At 69.0% G+C, this 21,965-nt stretch carries 17 protein-coding genes; 5 read left to right on the plus strand and 12 right to left on the minus strand.

Annotated elements, in window-relative coordinates; genetic code table 11:
* Window positions 1-105 precede the first annotated feature (105 nt).
* From BM109_RS25945 to BM109_RS25980, 8 genes are all read right to left on the minus strand, one after another.
* On the minus strand, window positions 106-2,367 hold the full coding sequence (locus tag BM109_RS25945; protein WP_093349110.1) for a DUF3300 domain-containing protein: 2,262 nt from the start codon (window positions 2,365-2,367) through the stop codon (window positions 106-108).
* A gap of 219 nt (window positions 2,368-2,586) precedes the next feature.
* Entirely contained in the window at window positions 2,587-3,228 is a 642-nt protein-coding gene (locus BM109_RS25950; protein ID WP_093349113.1) for a DUF3299 domain-containing protein, read from the minus strand.
* A gap of 4 nt (window positions 3,229-3,232) precedes the next feature.
* The gene (locus BM109_RS25955; protein ID WP_093349115.1) at window positions 3,233-4,495 is read right to left on the minus strand and encodes an ABC transporter permease; all 1,263 of its coding nucleotides are present in this window, start codon (window positions 4,493-4,495) and stop codon (window positions 3,233-3,235) included.
* Window positions 4,492-5,238, minus strand: a complete 747-nt coding sequence (locus BM109_RS25960) for an ABC transporter ATP-binding protein (RefSeq protein ID WP_093349118.1) — start codon at window positions 5,236-5,238, stop codon at window positions 4,492-4,494. Before BM109_RS25960 ends, BM109_RS25955 begins: the two co-directional genes overlap by 4 nt.
* Before the next feature lie 4 nt (window positions 5,239-5,242).
* Window positions 5,243-5,839 carry a DUF2796 domain-containing protein gene (locus tag BM109_RS25965; protein ID WP_093349121.1) on the minus strand — a complete coding sequence of 199 codons (597 nt, stop codon included), beginning with the start codon at window positions 5,837-5,839 and terminating at the stop codon, window positions 5,243-5,245.
* Complete coding sequence (locus BM109_RS25970; RefSeq protein WP_093349302.1) at window positions 5,836-6,747, minus strand: sulfurtransferase; 912 nt, start codon at window positions 6,745-6,747, stop codon at window positions 5,836-5,838. The genes BM109_RS25965 and BM109_RS25970 overlap by 4 nt, the downstream gene beginning before the upstream one ends.
* A gap of 70 nt (window positions 6,748-6,817) precedes the next feature.
* Window positions 6,818-7,741, minus strand: coding sequence for a DMT family transporter (locus BM109_RS25975; protein ID WP_177239455.1), 924 nt, complete (start codon window positions 7,739-7,741; stop codon window positions 6,818-6,820).
* Window positions 7,742-7,849: 108 nt separating this feature from the next.
* Window positions 7,850-8,980 carry an aromatic ring-hydroxylating oxygenase subunit alpha gene (locus BM109_RS25980; RefSeq protein WP_057589543.1) on the minus strand — a complete coding sequence of 377 codons (1,131 nt, stop codon included), beginning with the start codon at window positions 8,978-8,980 and terminating at the stop codon, window positions 7,850-7,852.
* A gap of 280 nt (window positions 8,981-9,260) precedes the next feature.
* Here BM109_RS25980 and xseB point away from each other — a divergent pair, with 280 nt between their 5' ends.
* From xseB to BM109_RS26000, 4 genes are all read left to right on the plus strand, one after another.
* Window positions 9,261-9,527 (plus strand): exodeoxyribonuclease VII small subunit, encoded by a 267-nt coding sequence (gene xseB / locus BM109_RS25985; protein ID WP_093349123.1) that lies wholly within the window; start codon window positions 9,261-9,263, stop codon window positions 9,525-9,527.
* Window positions 9,524-10,444: a polyprenyl synthetase family protein gene (locus tag BM109_RS25990; RefSeq protein ID WP_093349126.1), complete on the plus strand. Its 921-nt coding sequence runs from the start codon at window positions 9,524-9,526 to the stop codon at window positions 10,442-10,444. Before xseB ends, BM109_RS25990 begins: the two co-directional genes overlap by 4 nt.
* Window positions 10,445-10,466: 22 nt before the next feature.
* Window positions 10,467-12,326 carry a 1-deoxy-D-xylulose-5-phosphate synthase gene (gene dxs / locus BM109_RS25995; RefSeq protein ID WP_093349128.1) on the plus strand — a complete coding sequence of 620 codons (1,860 nt, stop codon included), beginning with the start codon at window positions 10,467-10,469 and terminating at the stop codon, window positions 12,324-12,326.
* A gap of 403 nt (window positions 12,327-12,729) precedes the next feature.
* Window positions 12,730-13,812: a TRAP transporter substrate-binding protein gene (locus BM109_RS26000; RefSeq protein WP_093349131.1), complete on the plus strand. Its 1,083-nt coding sequence runs from the start codon at window positions 12,730-12,732 to the stop codon at window positions 13,810-13,812.
* A 118-nt stretch (window positions 13,813-13,930) separates the two neighbouring features.
* Here BM109_RS26000 and BM109_RS26005 read toward each other — a convergent pair whose 3' ends face one another.
* Window positions 13,931-15,772 carry a TRAP transporter large permease gene (locus BM109_RS26005; protein ID WP_093349134.1) on the minus strand — a complete coding sequence of 614 codons (1,842 nt, stop codon included), beginning with the start codon at window positions 15,770-15,772 and terminating at the stop codon, window positions 13,931-13,933.
* 18 nt (window positions 15,773-15,790) lie between these two features.
* Entirely contained in the window at window positions 15,791-16,414 is a 624-nt protein-coding gene (locus BM109_RS26010; RefSeq protein WP_093349136.1) for a TRAP transporter small permease subunit, read from the minus strand.
* Between the two features lie 163 nt (window positions 16,415-16,577).
* On the opposite strand from BM109_RS26010, the gene BM109_RS26015 reads away from it, so the two are divergent.
* Window positions 16,578-17,879: an SUMF1/EgtB/PvdO family nonheme iron enzyme gene (locus BM109_RS26015; RefSeq protein WP_093349139.1), complete on the plus strand. Its 1,302-nt coding sequence runs from the start codon at window positions 16,578-16,580 to the stop codon at window positions 17,877-17,879.
* 12 nt (window positions 17,880-17,891) lie between these two features.
* Here the strand turns inward: BM109_RS26015 and BM109_RS26020 are convergent, their stop codons facing one another.
* Window positions 17,892-20,249 (minus strand): alpha/beta hydrolase, encoded by a 2,358-nt coding sequence (locus BM109_RS26020; RefSeq protein ID WP_093349141.1) that lies wholly within the window; start codon window positions 20,247-20,249, stop codon window positions 17,892-17,894.
* A 240-nt stretch (window positions 20,250-20,489) separates the two neighbouring features.
* Window positions 20,490-21,929, minus strand: a complete 1,440-nt coding sequence (locus BM109_RS26025) for an MFS transporter (protein ID WP_093349144.1) — start codon at window positions 21,927-21,929, stop codon at window positions 20,490-20,492.
* Between the last annotated feature and the right edge of the window lie 36 nt (window positions 21,930-21,965).

The following is a 21,965-nucleotide window of genomic DNA, read 5'->3' on the forward strand; positions in this document are numbered from 1 at the left end:
AGCACGCCGCACCCGACGTGAAAAAGGCGCATGCGAAGGACTCGCATGCGCCTTTTTGCTGGGGGCTGAAGGCTTCGATCGTTGGGCGCACCGTGGCGCCCGCCGTCACTGCGGACGCTGATCGCCGGGCGGGCGGTTGCGGTGCGCGGCGGCCTGGGCTTGAGCCTGGGCCTGCGCTTGAGCTTGAGCTTGAGCTTGAGCTTGTGCCTGCCGTTGCTGCATCTGCTGGGCCTGTTGCTGCTGGCGCTGCGCGGCCTGCTGCTGAGCCTGTTGGGCCTGCTGCTGTTGGCGCTGCATCGCCTGCTGCTGTGCTTGTTGAGCCTGTTGCTGCTGGCGTTGCATGGCTTGCTGCTGCGCCTGTTGAGCCTGCTGCTGTTGCCGCTGCATGGCCTGCTGCTGGGCTTGTTGCTGGGCCTGTTGCGCTTGCTGCTGCTGGCGACGGATCTGCTCCTGTTGCTGCTGGGCCTGCTGTTGCTGGCGTTGCGCGGCCTGTTGTTGCTGCTGCTGTTGTTGCTGCATCTGCTGGCGCCGCGCCTGGTCTTGTTGCTGAGCTTGCTGGGCGGCCTGTTGCTGTTGCTGCCGTGCCTGGTTCTGCGCGACCTGCTGCTGTTGCATCTGCTGGCGGCGTGCCTGCTCCTGCTGGGCCTGTTGCTGTTGGCGGGCCTGGTTCTGCTGGGCTTGCTGTTGCTGCTCTTGCTGGCGACGGACCTGTTCCTGCTGCGCCTGCTGTTGTTGCTGCTGCCTGCGGCCCTGGTCTTGCTGAGCCTGCTGCTGCTGGCGTCGCGCCTGTTCCTGCGCCTGTTGTTGCTGCTGCTGTTGTTGGCGTCGCGCCTGTTCCTGTTGCGCCTGCTGCTGGCCGGGCTGGTTCTGGGCCAGTTGCTGCTGGCGACGAGCCTGCTCCTGCTGCGCTTGCTGCTGCTGCGCCTGCTGGCGCGCGGCCTGGGCTTGCTGGGCCTGCTGCTCGCGTGTCTGCTGTTGCGTCATCAGCTGCTGGCGTCGCGCCTGGTCCTGCTGAGCTTGCTGTTGCGCCTGTTGCTGATGCGCCTGCTGCTGCATCTGCTGTTGGCGCGCCAGGGCCTGCTGCTGGGCTTGTTGCTGCGCCTGCTGCTGGCTCTGCAACTGCTGCGCGTGTTGCTGCTGTTGTTGCTGCATCTGCAGCTGGCGCGCCTGTTGCTGCTGCGCGAGCAGCGCGGCGGCCTGCTGTTGCTGTGCCTGCTGCTGCATCGCGAAATTGGGCGACTGCCCCGGATGCGCGGCCTGCCAGGCTGCCACGCCCGCGTCGCCGCGCGGGCGGTCACGATCGCGGCCACCGCCGTTGTTGTTGTTGTAGACGTTGTTGACGACGGTGGTCGAGCGCGAGACGTAGGTGTTGTTGTTGTAGACCACGGCCGGGCGATAGGCCGGCGGCGGCGGCGCGGCGCGCTGATAGTCGCGGTCGCGCGGACGGCCCCAGTTCACGTTCCAGGAGTTCCAGCCCCAGCCATGGCGCTCGAGCGCCGAGGCCACGACCACGCCGGCACCGAAGGCCAGCACGCCGGCCGTGGCGACCTGGGCGCCGCTGTAGCCGCGGTCGACGTACACGGGCTGCGGCGGGGGCGTGTAGGCATAGCCCGGATAGGCGGCCACGGGTTCGCCGTAGATCTGCTGCGGGTTGTAGCTGGGCACGTAGACCACGTCGGGCTGCGCCTGCTGGATGGTGATGAGCTGCTGCGGCGGCTCGACGATGAGCGGGCCCGCATAGGCACCCTGCGGGTCGGGCGCGGGCGTGTAGTTGGCCGGCGCCGCGGCGGTCGCGACCTTGAGCTTGTCGTTGTTCTTGAGCCGGCCGGCCTTGGAGGCGCGCTGGCGCATGACCTGGATCGCGTTCATCACGTCGGCCGGGTCGTTGTAGTAGGCCTTGCCCAGGGCCTCGGTCCAGGGCAGGTTGCCGGCCATCTGGTCCATCACGTTGCGGAAGGCGGTCAGCGACTTGACGCTCGGGTCCCAAGGCTGCTGGTTGACGGCATCTGCGAGCGCGCCGGCCTTGAGTGTGGGGTTCTGCTTGAGCCAGTCCTGCGCGGCGGTGATCTGCTCGGGATAGGTGGCGCCGGCCAGCACCTGCGCCACGAGCTTGTCGGGGTACAGCGCGATGGGCGCGACCATCTGGTAGAGCTCCTCGGCCGCGGGTGGCACGTAGGCCACCGGCATGGGGGCCGCGGGGGCCGGTGCCGCTGCGGCGGGCACGGAGGCCGCGGCCTGGGGCGCGGGTGCGGCGGCGTTCTGCGCGGCGGGGGTCTCGGACTTGTCGCAGCCCGCGAGCACCAATGCTGCAGTGCACAGCGACAGCGTGAGTGCACGCGCGAGGGGGGTGTGATTGGAGGGGATCATGCTGGCCTTCCTGGGGCGCTGTTGGAGCACCCGCTCGTACAGAACGGGTGCCGCAACTCGAGCGATGACGAAGCATGGCCCGAGGATGCAACGGGCTGTGTCGTCTGCCGGGCGCTGGCCGGGTAGGAACAGGCCTGTCAAGAAAGGTGAAGGGCCGGTGAATGCCGGCCCCTTGCTCCCAGTCAGCTCGCGGTCAGTGCCGCGGCGTGTGGCCAGCGGCTACTTCGCGCCGCCGGTGTACTTGGTGACGCTGCTCGCGCTCACGTGGTAGCCGCTCACGCCCATCATCGAGTCGTTGCGCAGGGTCTGCAGCTTGCCCGTGACCCACACGGTGTCCATGGCGCGGAACTTGGCGCCCTTCTGCGGCACCACGTGCAGGATCTGGTTGGCCGGCGGCGGCGGGGTGTGGATGCAGGCGCCGAAGTAGGGCACGAGCAGGAACTCGGTGACCTCGCCCTTGGCTTCCTCGAGCGGCACGATGAAGCCGGGGATCTTCACCTCCACGCCGTTCATCGCGGGATTGGTCGGCGCGTTGTTCGACACCTCCTGCATCTTCATCAGCAGCTCGTTGGCGCGCGGGTCGCCGTCGTCGAGGGCGCTCAGGTCCATGCCCTTGAACTCCTTCGACGGGTCCCAGTCCTTGGGCACGAGTTCTTCCCAGGTGATCTGGCGCGGCTGGCCGGCCGGGGCCTTGGCGGTGGCCGCGGGCGCGGCCTTGCCGCCGAGCGGGTTGGTGGCGGTGGTGTCCTTGGGCGCGGGCTCGGCGGCCCAGGCGGCGGCCGCGAGGCTGGCGCCGGCCATCAGCAGGGCGAAGCGCTTCGAGGCCTGGACGGCGGGATGGAGAGTCTTTGCGTGGCGCATGGGATCAGATCCTCGGTGAAAGGCCGTCGGCGAGCGAGAGCCGGTAGGCGCGAATGCCGGGCAGCAGGCTCGCCAGCCAGCCGGCGGCCAGCAGGCTCGCGAGCAGCAGCCATTCGTTCAGTGTAGGTTCGGAAAGCCGCAATGTCAGCCCGAACTGCGACTGCAGCCAGGGCGCGAGGCCGGCGATGCCCAGCACCGCCATCAGCACGCCCACGAGCACGCCGAGCACGGTGACCAGCGCACCCTCGAGCGCGAGCAGCGCCAGCACGTGGCGCAGGCCCGCGCCCACGGCACGCAGCACGGCCAGTTCGCGCCGCCTCTCGTTGAGGCCAGCCATCACCACCGACACCAGGCCCGCGAGGCTCACGAGCGCGACCAGGCCCGACATCAGCAGCAGCGCGTTCTCGCCCACGCCGATCACGCTCCAGAGCTCGTCGAGCGCCACGCCGGGCAGGATCGCCATCAGCGGCTCGCCGGTGTAGGTGGAGATCCAGCGCTGCACCGAGAACACGGCCGCGCGATTCTTCAGGCCCACGAGCGCGGCCGTCACGTTCTTGGGCGTGAGGTCGAACTTGCGCACCTGGTCGGCCGGGATCTTCACGCCGGGCATGGGCGCGCCGCCCACCCATTCGAGGTGGATCGCCTCCATGGCCGCGAGGCCGATGTGCACGGTGCGGTCGACCGGCGTGCCGGTGCGCGCGAGCACGCCCACCACGGTGAAGGGCTTGTCGGCATGCTCGGCCACGTTGAGCTCGCCGCTGCCGTGCGCCAGCGTGATCTTCTGGCCCACGTGGTAGCCGAGCTTGTCGGCCACCTCGGCGCCTACCACGGCGTCGAACAGCTCGCTGAAGGGCTTGCCTTCGCGCAGCGCGAGCGACTGGCGATCGCCGTAGCGAAAACGCGTGAAGTACTCGGGCGAGGTCGCGAGCACGGCGAAGCCGCGGTGCGAATCGCCGAGCGACAGCGGCACCACCCAGTCGACGCCGGGGTGCGCCTGCAGCGCCTGCACGCTCTTCCAGGAAATGTTGTTGGTGGCCGCGCCGATGCGGAACACGGAGTACAGCAGCAGCTGGGTGGAGCCGGTGCGCGCGCCCACGATCAGGTCGGTGCCCGAGACCGAGGAGGCGAAGTTCTCGCGCAGTTCGGTGCGGATGCGCTCGACGCCCAGCAGCAGGAAGGTCGACAGCGCGATCGAGAACACGGTGAGCGCGAGCGTGAAGCGGCGGTTCCAGGCGCTGCGCCAGGCGATGGAGAACAGGGCCTTCATGCGTCGGTCGCCATCGTCGCGCTCGAGGCGCGGTTGATCTCGGGCAGCAGCACGTGCCGCGCGAAGCGCTGCGCGATGCGCTGGTCATGGCTCACGAACACCAGCGCGCTGTCGTTCTCGGCGCAGGCGGTCAGCAGCACGTCGAGGAAGGCCTCGCGCCGGTCCTCGTCGAGCGCGGAGGTAGGTTCGTCGGCGATCACCACCTCGGGCTGGCCGATGAGCGCGCGCGCCGCGGCCACGCGCTGCTGCTGGCCCACCGAAAGCTGCATTGCCTGGCGCTGCCAGAGCTTGCGGTCCAGGCCCATCTGGTCGAGCAGGTGCTCGGCTTCCGCGCGCGCGCCGCGCTGGCGCGAGGCCTGCTCGCGGCGCCGTGCCGAGAAGCGGCAGGGCAGCAGCACGTTGTCGACCACGCTCAGATAGGGCAGCAGGTTGAACTGCTGGAAGATGTAGCCCACGTGCGCCACGCGGCAGCGGTCGCGCGCGGCGCCCGAGAGCTTGGACCAGTCGTGGCCCAGCAGGCACACGCGGCCCTCGTCGGCCACCAGCACGCCGGCCAGCAGCGACAGCAGGGTGCTCTTGCCGCAGCCGCTCGGGCCATGCAAAAACACCGATTCGCCGGCCGTGATCCGGAAGGCCTCGATGTCGATGCAGGGCGTGGCGCTGCCGGGCCAGGAGAAGCGCAGCGATTCGGCCGAGAGCACCACGCGCAGCGGCGTGGATTCGGCCTGCGAAGGAAGGCTCACGACCTCACTTGCCCCAGGTCAGGCGGGCCGGCTGCGCGGCTTGCGCGCCGGCGGGGCGCTTGAGTTGGCGCTTGAACTGGCCTTGCGCGGAAGCGATCTGCGCATCGATCTGGCGCGTGCCCTTGAAGGCGGCGAACAGGCCGATGTCGATGTACTTGGCGGCGGCCGCGTTGGCGCAGTTGAACGAGAAGGTGGCGTCGAGGTCGGCATGGCCCTCGGGCTCGCTGGCATCGGGCTTGCCGAGGCCGAGCGCGCTGGAGCGCAGGTCGACCGGGCCGAGCTTGCAACTCGCGGCGGGGTCGATGGCGAACAGCTTGTCGGCGGCGCGCAGCTGGGCCACGGCATCCTCGACGGTCTTCTTCTCGGCATCGGTCTTGGGCGCGCGCTCGAAACCGACGATGTTGTCGAGCGGCGACTCCATGTCGATCACGACCGTGGGGCCGTCGATGGCGACGTCGAGCTTGATCTGGCCGTGCACGTGGGCGTGCTGCTGCTGGGCCTGCGCGGCGGCGAACGGTGCCGAGGCCACCAGCGCGAGGGCGGCGGAAGCGAGGATGCGTCGGAGAGCGCGTCGGTCGGTGCTGGATCGGGTCAGGGTCATGGTTGGGCGCCTTGCCGGGTCGGCAGCCCCGGGGTGTTGCTCCATTCGCTCCAGCTGCCGGCATAGAGCGCGGCCGTTCCGAGCCCCGCGATGCGCATCGCGAGCAGATTGGGAACGGCGCTCACGCCGCTGCCGCACTGGTGGACGACCGTCGCCGGATCGCGGCCTTCGAGCAGCGTTTCGAACTCGGCGCGCAGTTGCGCGGCGGGCTTGAACTTGCCGTCGGGACCGAGGTTCTCGGCGAAGGGGCGGTTGAGTGCCCCGGGGATGTGACCGGCGATCGGGTCCAGAGGTTCCACCTCGCCGCGATAGCGTGCACCGGCCCGCGCGTCGATCAGGTTCTGGTCAGGCTGGCCCAACTGGCGCACCACGGTGTCGGTGGTCACGAGGAGCACCAGCGGTTCGCCCATGACGAAGTTCGACTGGAAGCGCGCGGGTTCCTCGCGGTCGGTGACCTCGCCGCCCTCGGCCTGCCAGCCCTGCAGGCCGCCGTCGAGCACGGCCACGGCGTCGTGGCCCATCCACTTGAGCATCCACCACAGGCGCCCGCAGTAGTTGGCGCCGTTGCGGTCGTAGACCACGGCCTGCATGTCGTTCGAGAAACCGATGCCGCTGAGCCAGGCCGCGAAGCGCTCGCGGCTGGGCAGCGGATGGCGCCCGCCCGAGGCCGGCACGCCGTCTTCCTGCGCCACCACCACCTCGCCATGCGCGCCGGGCACGCCGTGCTTGGCACTGAGGTCGGTGTCGAGGTCGGCATGCAGCGCGCCGGGGATGTGCGAGGCCGCGTACTGCTGGGCGCCCGACTCGGGCTTCATGAGGTCGAAGCTGCAGTCGAACACCATGAGCGGCGTGCCGGCGGCCTGCAGGGCGCGCAACTCGGTGGCGGAAACGAGGGTGGTGAAGGTCATGGCGAAGAACTCCTTGGCGCATGGGCCGCGCGACATGCGCGGCGGACGGTGAAGGGACTGCGAACCGGCCTCAATGTTCCTCGGCCGGCGCCTGTGGCACTGTACGCTGACGCAACACGGTTGCGGCAACCCCGCTCGCGATGATGAGCGCCATGCCGGTCCAGCCGGCGGCGTCGATGCGGTCGTCGAACAGCACCACGCTGTAGAAGGCCGCGAAGATGATGCCCGAGTACTGCAGGTTGGCCACCACCAGGGTGCCGCTCTCGGTCTTGGCGGTGGCGTAGGCGCGGGTCATGCAAAGCTGTCCGAGGGCCGCCAGCAGGCCGATCGGCAGCAGCCAGAGGCCGTGGCGCCAGTTCCATTCCGAGAAGCCGGTGAACGCGGTGGCCAGCGCCCCGGCCACGGCCGAGCCCAGCGCGAAATAGAACACCGTGCGCATCTCGGGCTCGCCGATGCGCGAGAGCGCCACCACCTGCATGTAGGCGAAGGCGGCGGTCAGGCCCGACAGCAGGCCCAGCAGGCCGGCGAAGCCCTGGCTCGAGTCGACGCTGGGCTTGAGCATCAGCACCACGCCGGCGAAGCCCGTGAGCACGGTCAGCACCAGCGGAGCCTGCAACGGCGGGCGCGAGACGCGGCCGTCGCGGCCCGGCACCGGCATCCAGGCCAGCAGCGCGCCGCCGACCAGGAAGGCGGCGATCCACACGCTGCTCATGTAGTTGAGGGTGACGGCCGTGGCCAGCGGCATGTGGGCGATGGCATAGAACCACGCGCCCAGCGAGACCACGCCGATCAGGCTGCGCCAGGCATGCATGCCGGGGTATTGGGTGGCGAGCGAGACGCCGCGGCTGCGCGCCAGCAGCCACAGGAAGACGATGCCGATGACGCCGCGCCAGAGCACCATCTCGCCGCTGGTGAACCAGGCCGAGGCGATCTTCACGGCCACGCCCATGGAGGCGAACAAAAAGGCGCCGAGCACCATCCAGAGCGCTTGCATCGTCTTGACTTCTTACAAAAGAAAAATAGCTGAAACGCCCGCCAACCGGGCGCATTCAGCTATCAAGAGAATAGCAGGAAACGGAACCGAAGCAGCGGCTTCGGCGCCTCAGCCGGCGGCCTGCAGCTCGCGCCGGTACCACTCGTGGAACTGCTGCATGCCGTCTTCCATCGGGCTCTGGTAGGGGCCGGTCTCGTTGTCGCCGCGCAGCATCAGCGCGCGGCGGCCGGCGTCCATGCGCTCGGCGATCTCGTCGTCTTCCACGCAGGTCTCCATGTAGGCGGCGCGCTGGGCCTCGACGAACTCGCGCTCGAAGGCGACGATTTCCTCGGGGTAGAAGAACTCCACCATGTTGAGCGTCTTGGTGGGGCTGACCGGGTGCAGGGTCGAGACCGTGAGCACGTGCGGATACCACTCGATCATCACGTGCGGGTAGTAGGTGAGCCAGATCGCGCCGTACTTGGGCGGCTTGCCCTCGCGGTACTGCAGCAGCTGCTCCTGCCACTTCTGGTAGACCGGGCTGCCCGCGCGGCCCAGGCGGTTGGCCACGCCCACCGTCTGCACCGAGTAGTTGCGGTTGAACTCCCAGCGCAGGTCGTCGCAGGTGACGAAGCTGCCCAGGCCCGGATGGAACGGGCCGACGTGGTAGTCCTCGAGATAGACCTCGATGAAGGTCTTCCAGTTGTAGTTGCACTCGTGCAGCTCGACGTGGTCGAGCGCGAAGCCCTCGAACGAGAGGTCGGCGCGCGGTCCCAGGCCGGCCATGTCGGCCGCGATGTCGCGGCCGTTGGCCTCGAACAGCAGGCCGTTCCATTCGGTGAGCGGGTAGTTGTGCAGGTTCAGGCAGGGGTCCTGCGCGAAATGCGGGGCGCCGATCAGCGTGCCGGTGGTGCGCGCGTCGGCCGCGGCATAGGTCCAGCGGTGCAGCGGGCAGACGATGTTGCCGCCGGTGCGAGCGTCGAGTTCGCCGCGGCCCTGCAGGATCACGGCCTGGCGGTGGCGGCAGACGTTGGAGATCAGTTCCACGCCCTTGGGCGTGTGGACCAGCGCGCGGCCCTGGTGCTCGTGGGGCAGCGTGTGGAAGTTGCCGGCCTCCGGCACGGCAAGGCGGTGGCCGACATAGCGTGGGCCACGGGCAAAGAGCGTTTCCATCTCGCGGGCGAAGAGCGCCTCGTCGAAATACGCGGAAACCGGAAGTTGGCTCGTGGCCTGCTGCAGTTGAAGACTTAAATCAGACATGGAGGACCTGACCAAGCTCCCCACAGGGAGGAAAACAAAATTGAAACGGAAGGTACCGACGACAGGAGAGGCGTGTCGGCCCGAGAGTTGCGCCGGCGTGACCGGCTGGGGGAGGGGGATTGTACCCGGGGGGCCTTCCTTGTGGCCCCTGGGGCTTTCACCCTGGTCGGGCCGGCGCCCTGTCCGGCCGTGCACGACGCCGCGCCGCGGTGTCACGCAAGCCGCCGATGTGCCATCGGCCGCGACCTAAAATGCGCGGTTTCATCCTCGTTGCCCCCGCATGCCCAAGGTGCCTTCCTCTCCCGCGTCCAGTCCGGCGCCCACGCCCGACACGGGCCCGATGCCCGTCAGCTACGAAGCGGGACTCCAGGAACTGGAGCAACTGGTCGCGGAACTCGAATCGGGCCAGCTGCCGCTCGACCAGCTGCTGGGCAGCTACCAGCGCGGCGCCGCGCTGCTGGCCTTCTGCCGCGACCGGCTGCAGGCGGTGGAAGACCAGATCAAGGTGCTCGACGCGGGCAGCCTCAAGCCCTGGGCCGCCGAATGACCGCGGCCACCACGTCCCCTGCCTGGGATCAGGCCCGCCTTGCGCTCTGGAGCCGCCCGCACCTCGAGCGCGTCGAACAGGCGCTGTCGGGCTGGGTCGGCGTCGATTCGCCGGTGCTGCTCGGCGAGGCCATGCGCTATGCGGTGCTCGACGGCGGCAAGCGGCTGCGGCCGCTGCTGGTGCTCGCGGCCAGCGAGGCGGTCGGCGGCAATGTGGCCGCGGCGCTGCGCGCGGCCTGCGCCACCGAGCTGATCCACGCCTATTCGCTGGTGCACGACGACCTGCCGTGCATGGACAACGACGTGCTGCGCCGCGGCAAGCCCACGGTGCACGTGAAGTTCGGCGAGGCCGACGCGCTGCTCGCGGGCGACGCGCTGCAGGCGCTGGCCTTCGAGCTGCTCACGCCCGATGGCGACGAGGTGCCGCCCGCGATGCAGGCCACGCTGTGCCGCATGCTGGCGCGTGCCGCCGGCAGCCAGGGCATGGCCGGCGGCCAGGCGATCGACCTCGCGAGCGTGGGCGTGGCCTTGAACGAAGCGCAGTTGCGCGAGATGCACCGGCTGAAGACCGGCGCGCTGCTGCAGGGCAGCGTCGAGATGGGCGCGGCCTGCGGCACCGGCGTTTCGGCGGCGGCGTTGACCGCGCTGCGCGGCTACGGCGCGGCGATCGGCCTGGCCTTCCAGGTGGTCGACGACATCCTCGACGTCACGGCCGATTCGCAGACCCTCGGCAAGACCGCCGGCAAGGATGCCGCGGCCGACAAGCCCACCTATGTGTCGCTGCTGGGGCTCGAGGGAGCCCGGGCCCAGGCTTCGCAACTGCTCGACGACGCGCTCGCCGCGCTCGATGCGAGCGGTCTTCAGGACACTGCAGCGCTGCGCGCGCTGGCCCACATGGTCGTAGACCGCGACCGCTAGACAAGAACGAACACCACGATCCATGGCCGCTCCGCTGCTCCCCACGCTCCACGATCCGTCCCCCATCCGCCAGTACGACCGGGCCCAGCTCAAGCAGCTGTCCGACGAGGTGCGCGCCTGCGTGCTCGACAACGTCTCGCGCACCGGCGGCCACCTGAGCTCGAACCTCGGCACGGTGGAGCTCACGGTCGCGCTGCACCACGTGTTCAACACGCCGCACGACCGGCTGGTGTGGGACGTGGGCCACCAGACCTATCCGCACAAGATCCTCACGGGCCGGCGCGAGCGCATGCCCACCCTGCGCCAGCTCGGCGGCATCTCGGGCTTTCCGCAGCGCAGCGAGAGCGAGTACGACACCTTCGGCACCGCGCACTCGTCGACCAGCATCTCGGCCGCGCTCGGCATGGCCATGGCCGCCAAGCAGAAGGGCGAGGACCGCTTCACCGTGGCCATCATCGGCGACGGCGCGCTCACGGCCGGCATGGCCTTCGAGGCGCTCAACAACGCGGGCGTGTGCGACTGCCGGCTGATCGTGATCCTCAACGACAACGACATGTCGATCAGTCCGCCGGTGGGCGCGCTCAACCGCTACCTGGCGCAGCTGATGAGCGGCAACTTCTACGCCGCCGCCAAGAACGTGGGCAAGAGCGTGCTGCGCGCCGCGCCGCCGCTGTTCGAGCTGGCCAAGCGCTTCGAGCAGCATGCCAAGGGCATGGTGGTGCCGGCCACGCTGTTCGAGCAGTTCGGCTTCAACTACGTGGGCCCGATCGACGGCCACGACATCGACTCGCTGGTGCCCACGCTCGAGAACCTCAAGCACCTCGAGGGCCCGCAGTTCCTGCACGTGGTGACCAAGAAGGGCCAGGGCTACAAGCTGGCCGAGGCCGATCCCGTGGCCTACCACGGCCCCGGCAAGTTCGATCCGCAGGTCGGGCTGGTCAAGCCCGCGTCGGCGCCCAAGAAGACCTTCACCCAGATCTTCGGCCAGTGGCTGTGCGACACGGCGGCCAAGGACGGCCGGCTGGTCGGCATCACGCCGGCCATGCGCGAAGGCTCGGGGCTGGTCGAGTTCGAGCAACGCTTCCCCGACCGCTACTACGACGTCGGCATCGCCGAGCAGCATGCCGTGACCTTCGCCGCGGGCCTGGCCTGCGAGGGCCTGAAGCCGGTGGTGGCGATCTATTCGACCTTCCTGCAGCGCGGCTACGACCAACTGGTGCACGACGTCGCGATCCAGAACCTGCCGGTGGTGTTCGCGCTCGACCGCGCGGGCCTGGTGGGCGCCGACGGCGCCACGCACGCGGGTGCCTACGACATCCCGTTCCTGCGCTGCATCCCGAACATGAGCATCGCCTGTCCCGCCGACGAGCGCGAGACGCGGCAGCTGCTGACCACCGCCTACGAGCAGGACCACCCGGTGGCCGTGCGCTATCCGCGCGGCGCGGGTGCCGGCGTCGAGCCGCACCTCGCGCTCGACGGGCTGCCCTTCGGCAAGGGCGAGCTGCGCCGCCAGGGCCGACGCATCGCCATCCTGGCCTTCGGCACGCTGCTGTATCCGGCGCTCACGGCCGCCGAGGCGCTCGACGCCACGGTGGCCAACATGCGCTGGGCCAAGCCGCTCGACGTGGAACTGCTGCTCGAAGTGGCGCGCTCGCACGAGGCGCTGGTCACGCTCGAGGAAGGCGCATTGATGGGCGGCGCGGGCAGCGCGGTGCTCGAGGCGCTGCAGGCCGCGGGCGTGCAGGTGCCGGTGCTGCAGCTGGGCCTGCCCGACCGCTTCATCGAGCACGGCGACCCGGCCAAGCTGCTGGCCTCGATCGGGCTCGATGCGCCCGGTATCGAGCAGTCGATCCGGCAACGCTTCGGCGCTGTCGCAGGGTAAACCCCCGCCGCCCGTGTGTAAGGGCGTTTTTACAATCGTCCAGGCCTGTCGACGCACAGGCCTTCAGAACGTGTTCATGGTCTTTTCATGGTGCCCGTTGCCCCGCAAAGCTGGCAGGTGCAAGGCGCAAAGCGCAGCCGGGCTGGTGGCCCGGCGAGCATTTGCAACGCCGCAGATGCCAGCTTTGCGGGGCAACCCGAAGGGCAAGGCAGCAAAGCGCCGCACTCGTCGTTGCGCACCTTGTCCAGGCATCAGCCTGGACGGCGGTGCGCGCCTAGATTGCGACGCTTTGCTGCCTTGCGGGCACCATGAAAAGACCATGAGCACGTTCTAGACTTACAAAAGTCCCCAACGCGGTCACAAGCCGCGTTTCGTTTTTCTTGAAGCACTCGGAGTGAAATCAATGGATCGTCGTTCCCTCATCAAAAACGCCGGCATCGCCGGCGTTCTGGCTGCCGGCATCGCGCCTGCCGTTCATGCGCAGGCCGCGGTGCGCTGGCGCCTGGCGTCGAGCTTCCCTCGTTCGCTCGACACCATCTTCGGCAGTGCCGAAATGCTTTCGAAGACGGTCAAGGCCCTGTCGGGCGGCAAGTTCGAGATCTCCGCGCACCCCGCGGGCGAACTGATGCCCGCGTTCGGCGTGGTCGACGCGCTGCAGGGCGACACTCTGGAAATGGCCCAGACCGCGGCCTACTACTTCACCGGCAAGGACCCGATCTTCGCCTTCAGCTGCGCGGTGCCCTTCGGCCTGACCGCCCGCCAGACCGATTCGTGGAAAGAGTACGGCAACGGCCGCAAGCTGCTCGACGCCTTCTTCGCCAACTACAACTTCCGCACCGCCAGCGCCGGCAACACCGGCACGCAGATGGGCGGCTGGTACCGCAAGGAAATCAAGACCGTCGAGGACCTCAAGGGCCTGAAGATGCGCATGGGCGGCGGCGTGTTCGGCGAGGCGATGGCCAAGCTGGGCGTGGTGTCGCAGAACATGCCCGCCGGCGACGTGTACCAGGCGCTCGAGAAGGGCACGCTGGACGCGGCCGAATTCGTCGGCCCGCACGACGACGAGAAGCTGGGCTTCAACAAGGTCGCTCCCTACTACTACTACCCTGGCTGGTGGGAAGGCGGCGCCGACCTCGAGTTCTTCATCAACAACAAGGCCTACGCCAAGCTGTCGGACGAGAACAAGGCCATCCTCGACGCGGCCACCAAGGTGGCGGCGCGCGACATGATCGCCAAGTACGACGCCTACAACCCGATCGCCCTGAAGAAGCTGGTGGCCGCCAAGACCCAGCTCAAGGCGTTCCCGAAGGCCGTGATGGATGCCGGCTTCAAGGCCTCGATGGACACCTTCGCCGAGCACGAGGCGAAGTCGCCCGAGTTCAAGAAGATCCACCAGGACATGCGCACCTTCCAGCGTGACCAGATCCTGTGGAACCGCTTCTCGGAGTACCCGTTCAACCAGTACATGAACTCGGTCAAGATCTGAGTTCCACGGCCGGGAGGGCGCCAGCCCTTTCCGGACCGGGCCAAGAAAAAGGCCGGCCACTCGCGAGAGTGGCCGGCCTTTTTCTTGGAAGGGCGCCCCGGAGGGCGCCGCCCGCGCGTCAGGGCTTCTTGTCGCCCTGCTTGAGCGCGTCTTCCATCGCCTTGAGCGGATCGCTCTCGGCCGGCTCGGCCGGCGGCGTGGGCGTTTCCGCGCCCTGCGGCGCGCCGGCATCGGGCGTGCTTCCCGGCGCCGCGTCGGGCGAGGCCGGCTGGTCGTTGCCGTAGGGTTCGGAGGACGGGGCGCCGTCTTCCGACTTCAGGCTGTCGCGCATCTGCGCGCCGATGTCCTCGAGGTTGACGTTGACCTCCTTGTCGAGGCTGCCGGTCACCAGTTGCGGGAAGGCGATCAGGATGCCCACCATCGTCAGCTGGATCAGCACGAAGGGGATCGCGCCCTTGTAGATCTGCATCGTGGTCACGGGCTCCATGACCTTCTGCGTCACGCGGTCCACGTACTGCTTCTCGGGCGCGACCGAGCGCAGGAAGAACAGCGCGAAGCCGAAGGGCGGATGCATGAACGAGGTCTGCATGTTCACCGCCAGCAGCACGCCGAACCAGATCAGGTCGATGCCCAGCTTGTGGGCCACCGGCGCCAGCAGCGGCACCACGATGAACGAGAGCTCGAAGTAGTCGAGGAAGAAGGCCAGGAAGAACACCAGCACGTTCACCGCGATCAGGAAGCCCACCGGACCGCCGGGCAGCGCCGACAGCAGGTGCTCGACCCAGATCGGGCCGTCGGCGGCCTGGAACACCAGGCTGAAGACCGTGGCGCCGATCAGGATGAACATCACGAAGCTCGAGAGCTTGGTGGTCGAGGCCAGGCCCTGCTTGAGCAGGGTCATGTTCATGCGCCCGCGCAGCCAGGCCATGATCAGCGCGCCCATCGCGCCCATCGCGCCGCCTTCGGTCGGCGTGGCCACGCCCAGGAAGATGGTGCCCAGCACCAGGAAGATCAGCAGCAGCGGCGGGATCAGCACGAAGGTGACTCGCTCGGCCAGTCGCGACAGCAGGTTGAGCTTCAGGCCCTTGTTGACCAGCGCGATCACCAGCGCGACGAACACGCCGCCGCACATGGCGACCACGACCTTCTCGTCGGTGGCCACCGAGGTCACTTCCTGGCCCTGGAACCAGGTGTGCACGGCCGCCATGTTGCGCGCCAGCACCACCGCCACCACGGCCGAGAGGGCCGTGAGCGCCACCAGCGAGACATAGCCGCCGCTGCCGTTGGGTTCGCGGAAGGTGCGTGCCTCGGGCGGCAGCGCGGGCACCTGCGCGGGCTTGAAGATCGCGAGGAAGACCACGTACAGCACGTACAGGCCCATCAGCATGAAGCCGGGCAGGAAGGCGCCCTTGTACATGTCGCCGACGCTCTTGCCGAGCTGGTCGGCCATGATGATCAGCACCAGCGAGGGCGGGATGATCTGGGCCAGCGTGCCCGAGGCCGCGATGACGCCGCTGGAGAGCCGCCGGTCGTAGCCGTAGCGCAGCATGATCGGCAGCGAGATCAGGCCCATCGAGATGACCGAGGCCGCCACCACGCCGGTGGTGGCCGCCAGCAGCGCGCCGACGAAGATCACGGCCAGCGCCAGGCCGCCGCGCATCGGGCCGAACACCTGGCCGACGGTGTCGAGCAGGTCCTCGGCCATGCCGCTTCGCTCGAGGATCAGCCCCATGAGCGTGAAGAAGGGGACCGCCAGCAGCGTGTCGTTGGCCATGATGCCGATGAGCCGCTGGGGCAGCCAGGCCATCACCGAGGACTGGAACACGCCCAGCTCGATGCCGACCAGGCCGAAGAACAGGCCGCAGGCGCCGAGGCTGAAGGCCACGGGAAAGCCGAGCAGGAGGAAGCAGATCAGCCCCGCGAACATGATCGGGGCGAAGTTGGCGACGATGAATTCCATGATGTGTGTCTGGTGCGCTCAGAGCTGCGGCTTGGGCGATGCGGCGGCCTTGGCGGCATCCGCCTCGGCCTGCACGCGCAGGGCTTCGATGAGTTCGGCCTCGGCCGTCTTGTCGGTCAGGCGGCCCATGGGGTCGGGTCCCTCGCCGCGCAGGAACGCGATGCGCTTGATCAGCTCGGACCAGCCCTGCAGCAGCAGCAGCACGAAGCCCACCGGCAGCGCCGCCCACACCGGCCAGCGGATCAGGCCGCCGGAATTGCCGGACACCTCGCCCGACTGGTACATCTGGACCACCACCGGGACCGAGAGGTAGAGCACCGCCAGGCACAGCGGCGTGAGGAAGAAGGCGAAGCCGATGATGTCGATCCAGACCTGCTTGCGCTTGGACAGGCGGCTGTTGACCACGTCGATGCGCACATGCTCGCGATGCAGCAGCGTGAAGCCCGCGGCGATCAGGAACGACCAGGCGAACAGATACCACTGGACCTCGAGGAACGCGTTCGAGCTGGTGTTGAAGACCTTCCGGACGAGCGCGTTGACGGCGCTGATCACGGTGGCCGCCAGGATGAGCCAGATGGCGTATTTGCCCACTTGGGCATTGAGCCAGTCGATGGCCCGGGACAGCTTGAGCAAGCCTTGCATCACATCTCCATTTTTGTAGTGGAAGCCGCCCCGATACGAATGCACCCGACGCACCGACGTTGTGCGCCGGCGGGTCGGGTGCGGGGAAGCGGGCTGAATTCTAATGAACTACCCCGGGGATTACCTTCAGGGGCTACCCCGGGGGCCATGACCATAATGAGCCATGGCCCAGACACCGCGTCCCGCGTCCGATTCGTCGGTCTCCACGCCCGCCAGCATCGATTCGCCCGACATGCACCGCGCCGGCCGCGAGTTGCTGTCGCTGGCCCTGATCGACGCACGCAACCACACGCTGCACCTGCTGGCGCTCTACGAGCAGGCGCTCGGCTCGGCCGCGCTGCCGGTGCCGCGCGAGCTGCAGGCGCAGGAGGGCATGCAGCCGCCGGTCTGGCTGGCCGGCCATATCGGCTGGTTTGCCGAATGGTGGATCGGGCGCAACACGCAGCGTGCCTTCGGTGCCGACTGCCCGGTGCGGCCGACGCGGCTCGCGGCCATCGACCCCGGCGCCGACGACTGGTGGAATCCGGCCCAGGTCGCGCCCGAGCGCCGCTGGTCGCCCGAGCTGCCGGACCTGGGCCAGACCAAGGCCTACCTGCTCGAGACGCTCGAGAGCACGCTCGAGCTGCTCGACCACGCGGCCGAGACCGATGCGGGCCTGTACTTCTACCGTCTCGCGCTGTTCCACGAGGATCTGCGCGGCGAACAGTTCGTGGTGATGGCACAGACCCTCGGCCTGCCGCTGGGCATCGAGCAGGCGCCCGTGAGCGTGGTGCGCGAGCCGCTGGCGCTGCCGGCCACGCGCTGGGAACTGGGCCGTGGCGAGGCCGGCTTCGCCTTCGCGCAGGAGCGCGGCGCGCATCGCGTCGACGTGCCCGAGTTCGAGATCGATGCCCAGCCGGTCACCTGGAACCAGTTCACCGAATTCGTCGACGACGGCGGCTACGACCGCGAGGAGCTCTGGCATGGCGAGGGCTGGCGCTGGCTGGCCGCGCAGGCCGAGGGGCGGCGCGGGCCGCGCCACGTGGAGCAGATCGGCGCGGCGCGCAGCGCCACCGGCGGCTCGGTGCTGCAGCAGCGCTTCGGCGCCACCGTGCGCGCCGCCGGCCACCACAGCGCGGTGCACCTGAGCTGGTGGGAGGCCGATGCCTGGGCGCGCTGGGCGGGCCGCCGCATCGCGACCGAGGTCGAGTGGGAGATCGCGGCCCACACCGCGGCGCGCCGCGGCTTCCGCTGGGGCGACGTGCACGAATGGACCGCGGGCACGCTGCAGCCCTGGCCCGGCTACCGCGCCGATCCGTGGAGCGGCGGCGGCGAGTTCGATCCCGCCGCGGGCTTCGGCCGCGCGCGCGTGCTGCGCGGGGCCTCGTTCGCCACGCGCGCGCGGCTGCGTTCGATGCGGCGGCGCGGCTTCGCGCTGCCGCAGCGCGACGACGGCTTCCTGGGGTTCAGGACCTGCGCGCTGTAGCCGGCGCGGCCTTCAGTTCATCCGCTGCAGCTGCACGTCGGTGACGGCCACGCTGCCCGAGGCCTTCGGAAAGCGCAGCGTGACCTGCCGGATGTGCGCGAGGTCCACGCCATGCAGCGCGAAGGCCTTCAGCGGAACCGCCACCATGTTGAGCAGCGGCCGCGTGGTGCCGGTGTCGGCATAGATCGCGTCCCCGGGCGCGTCGACCAAAGGGATCGCGCCATCGGGCTTGCGCGCGATGCCATAGAGCGCATCGCTGAAGTCGCTGCCCTTGAGCGCCGCCTTGCGGCCCTGCGTGTCGGTCAGCGCGATCTCGACTTCCTGGCCGATCGGCGCCAGCACGGCGACGCGCACGCTCAGCGTGTCGAAGCCCTGGGCGGAGAGGTCGCCGGTGTCGATGGCCACCACGGGGCCGGGCGCTTCCCACTGCAGTTGGGCCTGATCGGTGATCGACCAGAGCAGCAGGGTTTTCCTGTCGTACGAGGAGGGGTTGTAGAGCTCGCCTTCCTTGAACAGGGCTTCGGCCGGAAGCTGGCTCACGGGATCGGTGCAGGACGCCTCGCGAGCGTTCGGCGCGGCGACGATGGCCAGGAAGCGGCATTGAACGGTCGTCTTGAAGCGCTCGTACGCGGTCGACAGCCCGCTCGCGTTCTTCGCACTGGCATCCGCGTTGCGGAAGTCCTGCAGCAGCTTGCGCTGGGCGGCGGGCTGATGGACCGTCAGCACGACGCGTTCGTCGCAACTGCTTTCACCGGCCGGGCAGCCGGCCGATGGAATCGGGGCCTGGCCTTTCCAGTAGGGCGCGAACTGGAACTCGTCGCCGACGAAGTAGCGCAGGAACGAGGCCATCAGGAACGCGCCGTTGCGGCGCTGGTCGTCGGGGCTCAGGCGCAGCGTGTCGATCTTCCCCGATTGGCAATAGAGCGGGGCAAACTTCTCGGCATCGTCGTCCTCGGACCAATGGTCGTTGTAGAAGTTGTGGTTGGCGCCCCTGACGACCACCTGGTACTTGGGCGCGCTCTCGTCGCTCGCCGTGTTGCGGCTGTCGTCGAAGATCTGCGCGCCGGGCATGTTGTAGACATCGCCGTCGCAGGTGGGCAGCAGGGTGGCGAACGGCACCTGGGTCACGCGCGACAGCTGCCTGGCATTGATCGGCGCCAGCGAGAACACGGCGCGAACGCGGTGCGGCGGCTCGGTGGCCGAAGGCAGGACGACGCCCGATTGCAGCAGGGCCTCGAGCGAGGTCATCTGCGCGAGCCACTTCTCGCTGTCCGCGTTGATCGCGTACGAGAACGTGCTCACATCCCGGAACCTGGCGTTGACTTCCTCGAGCGCGGCCTGCTCGGCGGCGACCCGTTCCTTCGCCTGCGCCGCCTGCTGCTGCAACTGCTGCAGGGCCTGCGTCAGAGCGTCGATCTTTTCGGGCGAGGCGGGCGGCGACTGGATTTGCGCGGCCAGCAGCGCCGCCTGGGCCATGAACAGCTTCACGGTGATGTCGGTGGCGGCGGCAGTGGCTTCATCGACCCGCTTCTCGGCTTTCTCCTTCTCGGCCTTGGCCAGCGCAACGAGCTCGCGGCTGCGGCGTGCCGTCTCGACGTCCTGGTAGCTGATGCCGATGCGCTGCTTGTTCAGTTCCACCGCGTAGGCGACCGCTTCCGCGCCGCGCGAGTGGCCGACGATGCCCACGCGCTCGAGGTCCAGCTTGCCCTTGAGCTCGGGCATCGCGACACCGTTGAAGAGGCCCGTTGCATTGCCGGCGCGCAGCAGGTCGAGCGTCGTCATGAGCAACTGGCCGCGCGCGAACGCGCCGGCGTCCGAGGCGTTCCAGCTGCTGAGCCCGTTGATCTTTCCCGCGTCGATGGAGAAGGCGACATAGCCGTGCTCGGCCAGGTCCTTCTGCAGGTAGTCGTAGCCCTTGGCATTGTTGAGATCGGAGGAGTCGTGCATGCCATGCAGGAACACCACCACCGGATGGCCGCCGCTGGCCGAGGGCTGGACCTTGGAACGGCCCGGCGTGCCGGCGGGCCCGGCCGGATAGCGCACCGTGCCCTGCAGCGGCACGGTGTAGATCACGTCCTTGTATTGCGCATCGGCCACCGCCGTGGTGCCGAAGCCATAGACCACCTGCGCCGAGGACTGGTAGTCGCCCTTCTCGCCGAACGGCACTGTCGCCGTGAAGCGCGTGATCGCCGTCGGGTCCTGCGGATCGGGCGGGGTGGTCACGGGGATCGTCGGCGCGGGGTCGGCGGTCGTGGTGGGCGTGGTCGGCGGGGCCGTGAGCGACAGCGTGCTGCCGCCGCCGTCGCCGCCTCCGCATCCGCTCGCGAGCGCGAGTGCAAGAACGATCGCGCAGGCTGCCGCCATGCGCATGGAATGCCTTCTTTTCATTTGCTTTCTCCCAAGATTTCTTAAGGATCGAGGCGATGGGCGGCGGGGCCGCAACTCGCCTCTGGCGATGTCGGCATCGCGATAGCCAATGAATCGAAGACGGGGTGTCGACGTTTGTGAGAGTCCGGCGTCTCGCGCTGCGGACTGTGGGTTGCAAGCAATTCACGTGCCCCCGCGTGGCACCTTCCTAGTGCAACCGTGTGGCGATGTAGTCTGTGCGCCTCAGCGCTCGCCGCCGTGCTCGGAGGCCAGCGGCGGCGCCACCTCCTCGAGCGGCTTGCGTTCGGCGTCGGCCGCGTAGCGCAAGGCCAGCAGCCCGGCCACCACCACCAGCACCGCGGCGAAGCAGTAGCCCACCATCACCGCGCCGCGGCTGCCGGTTTCGATCAAGAGGCCGAACAGCACCGGCGCCGCGAAGCCGCCCGCGCCCATGCCGATGGCATAGAAGATCGCGATCGCCATCGCGCGCATCTCGAGCGGGAACACCTCGCTGACCGTGAGATAGGCCGAGCTCGCGGCGGCCGAGGCCAGGAAGAACACGGCCGACCAGCACAGCGCCTGGCTGCGCGCGTCGAGCCAGCCCTGCATGAAGGCCCAGCCGGTGAAGGCCAGGCCCACGCCCGCGAGCACATAGGTCAGCGCGATCATGCGACGCCGGCCCACGCTGTCGAACAGCGGGCCCAGCAGCAGCGGCCCCAGCACGTTGCCGAGCGCGAACGGGAAGATGTAGAGCGCCACGCTGGCCTCGGGCACGGCGTAGAAGCGCGTCAGCACCAGCGCATAGGTGAAGAAGATCGCGTTGTAGAAGAAGGCCTGCGCGATCATCAAGGCGAGCGCGACCACGCTGCGCTGCCGGTAGTGCTGGAGCAGCACGCGCGCCACCTGCCGCATCGGCGGGCTCTCGCGGCGCGCGGCCGTGTAGTCGACGTAACTGCGCGGCGCGGGCAGCGGGCCGTGCTGCGCCGAGACCTCGGCCTCGATCTGGTCGACGATCCGCCTGGCTTCGTCGGCGCGGCCGTGCGCGATCAGCCAGCGCGGGCTCTCGGGCACATGGCGCCGCACCAGCAGGATCGCCACCGCGAGCACCGCGCCCAGGCCGAAGCCGGCGCGCCAGCCCCATACCGGGCCGATCACGCGCGTGTCGAGCAGCACCAGGCTCAGCCCGGCACCGAGCGCGGCACCGATCCAGAAGCTGCCGTTGATCGCGAGGTTGACGCGACCGCGCACGCGCGCGGGAATCAACTCGTCGATGGCCGAGTTGATGGCCGCGTACTCGCCGCCGATGCCCAGCCCGGTGACGAAGCGGCACAGCGCGAAGAAGGCGAAGTCGGGAGAGAAGGCCGTAGCCAGCGTGCCGAGCGTGTAGACCACCAGCGTGACCAGGAACAGCTTCTTGCGTCCGAGCCGGTCGGTGAGCCGGCCGAACAGCAGCGCGCCGAGCACGGCGCCGGCCACGTAGATCGAACCCGAGAGGCCGATCTCGCCGGCCGTGAGGCCCAGCGTGTCGGGCCGTTCGAGCACGGCGCCGATCGAGCCCACCAGCGTGACCTCGAGACCGTCGAGCACCCAGGCCACGCCGAGGGCGATCACCACGCGCCAGTGCCAGCGGGACCAGGGCAGGCGGTCGAGGCGGGCGGGGATGTCGCTGCGCAGCACCGTCATGCGCACGATTATGGGAAGCGCGCCGTGCCCCGCTTT

The sequence above is a fragment of the Variovorax sp. PDC80 genome, from assembly GCF_900115375.1.
Lineage (GTDB): Bacteria > Pseudomonadota > Gammaproteobacteria > Burkholderiales > Burkholderiaceae_C > Variovorax.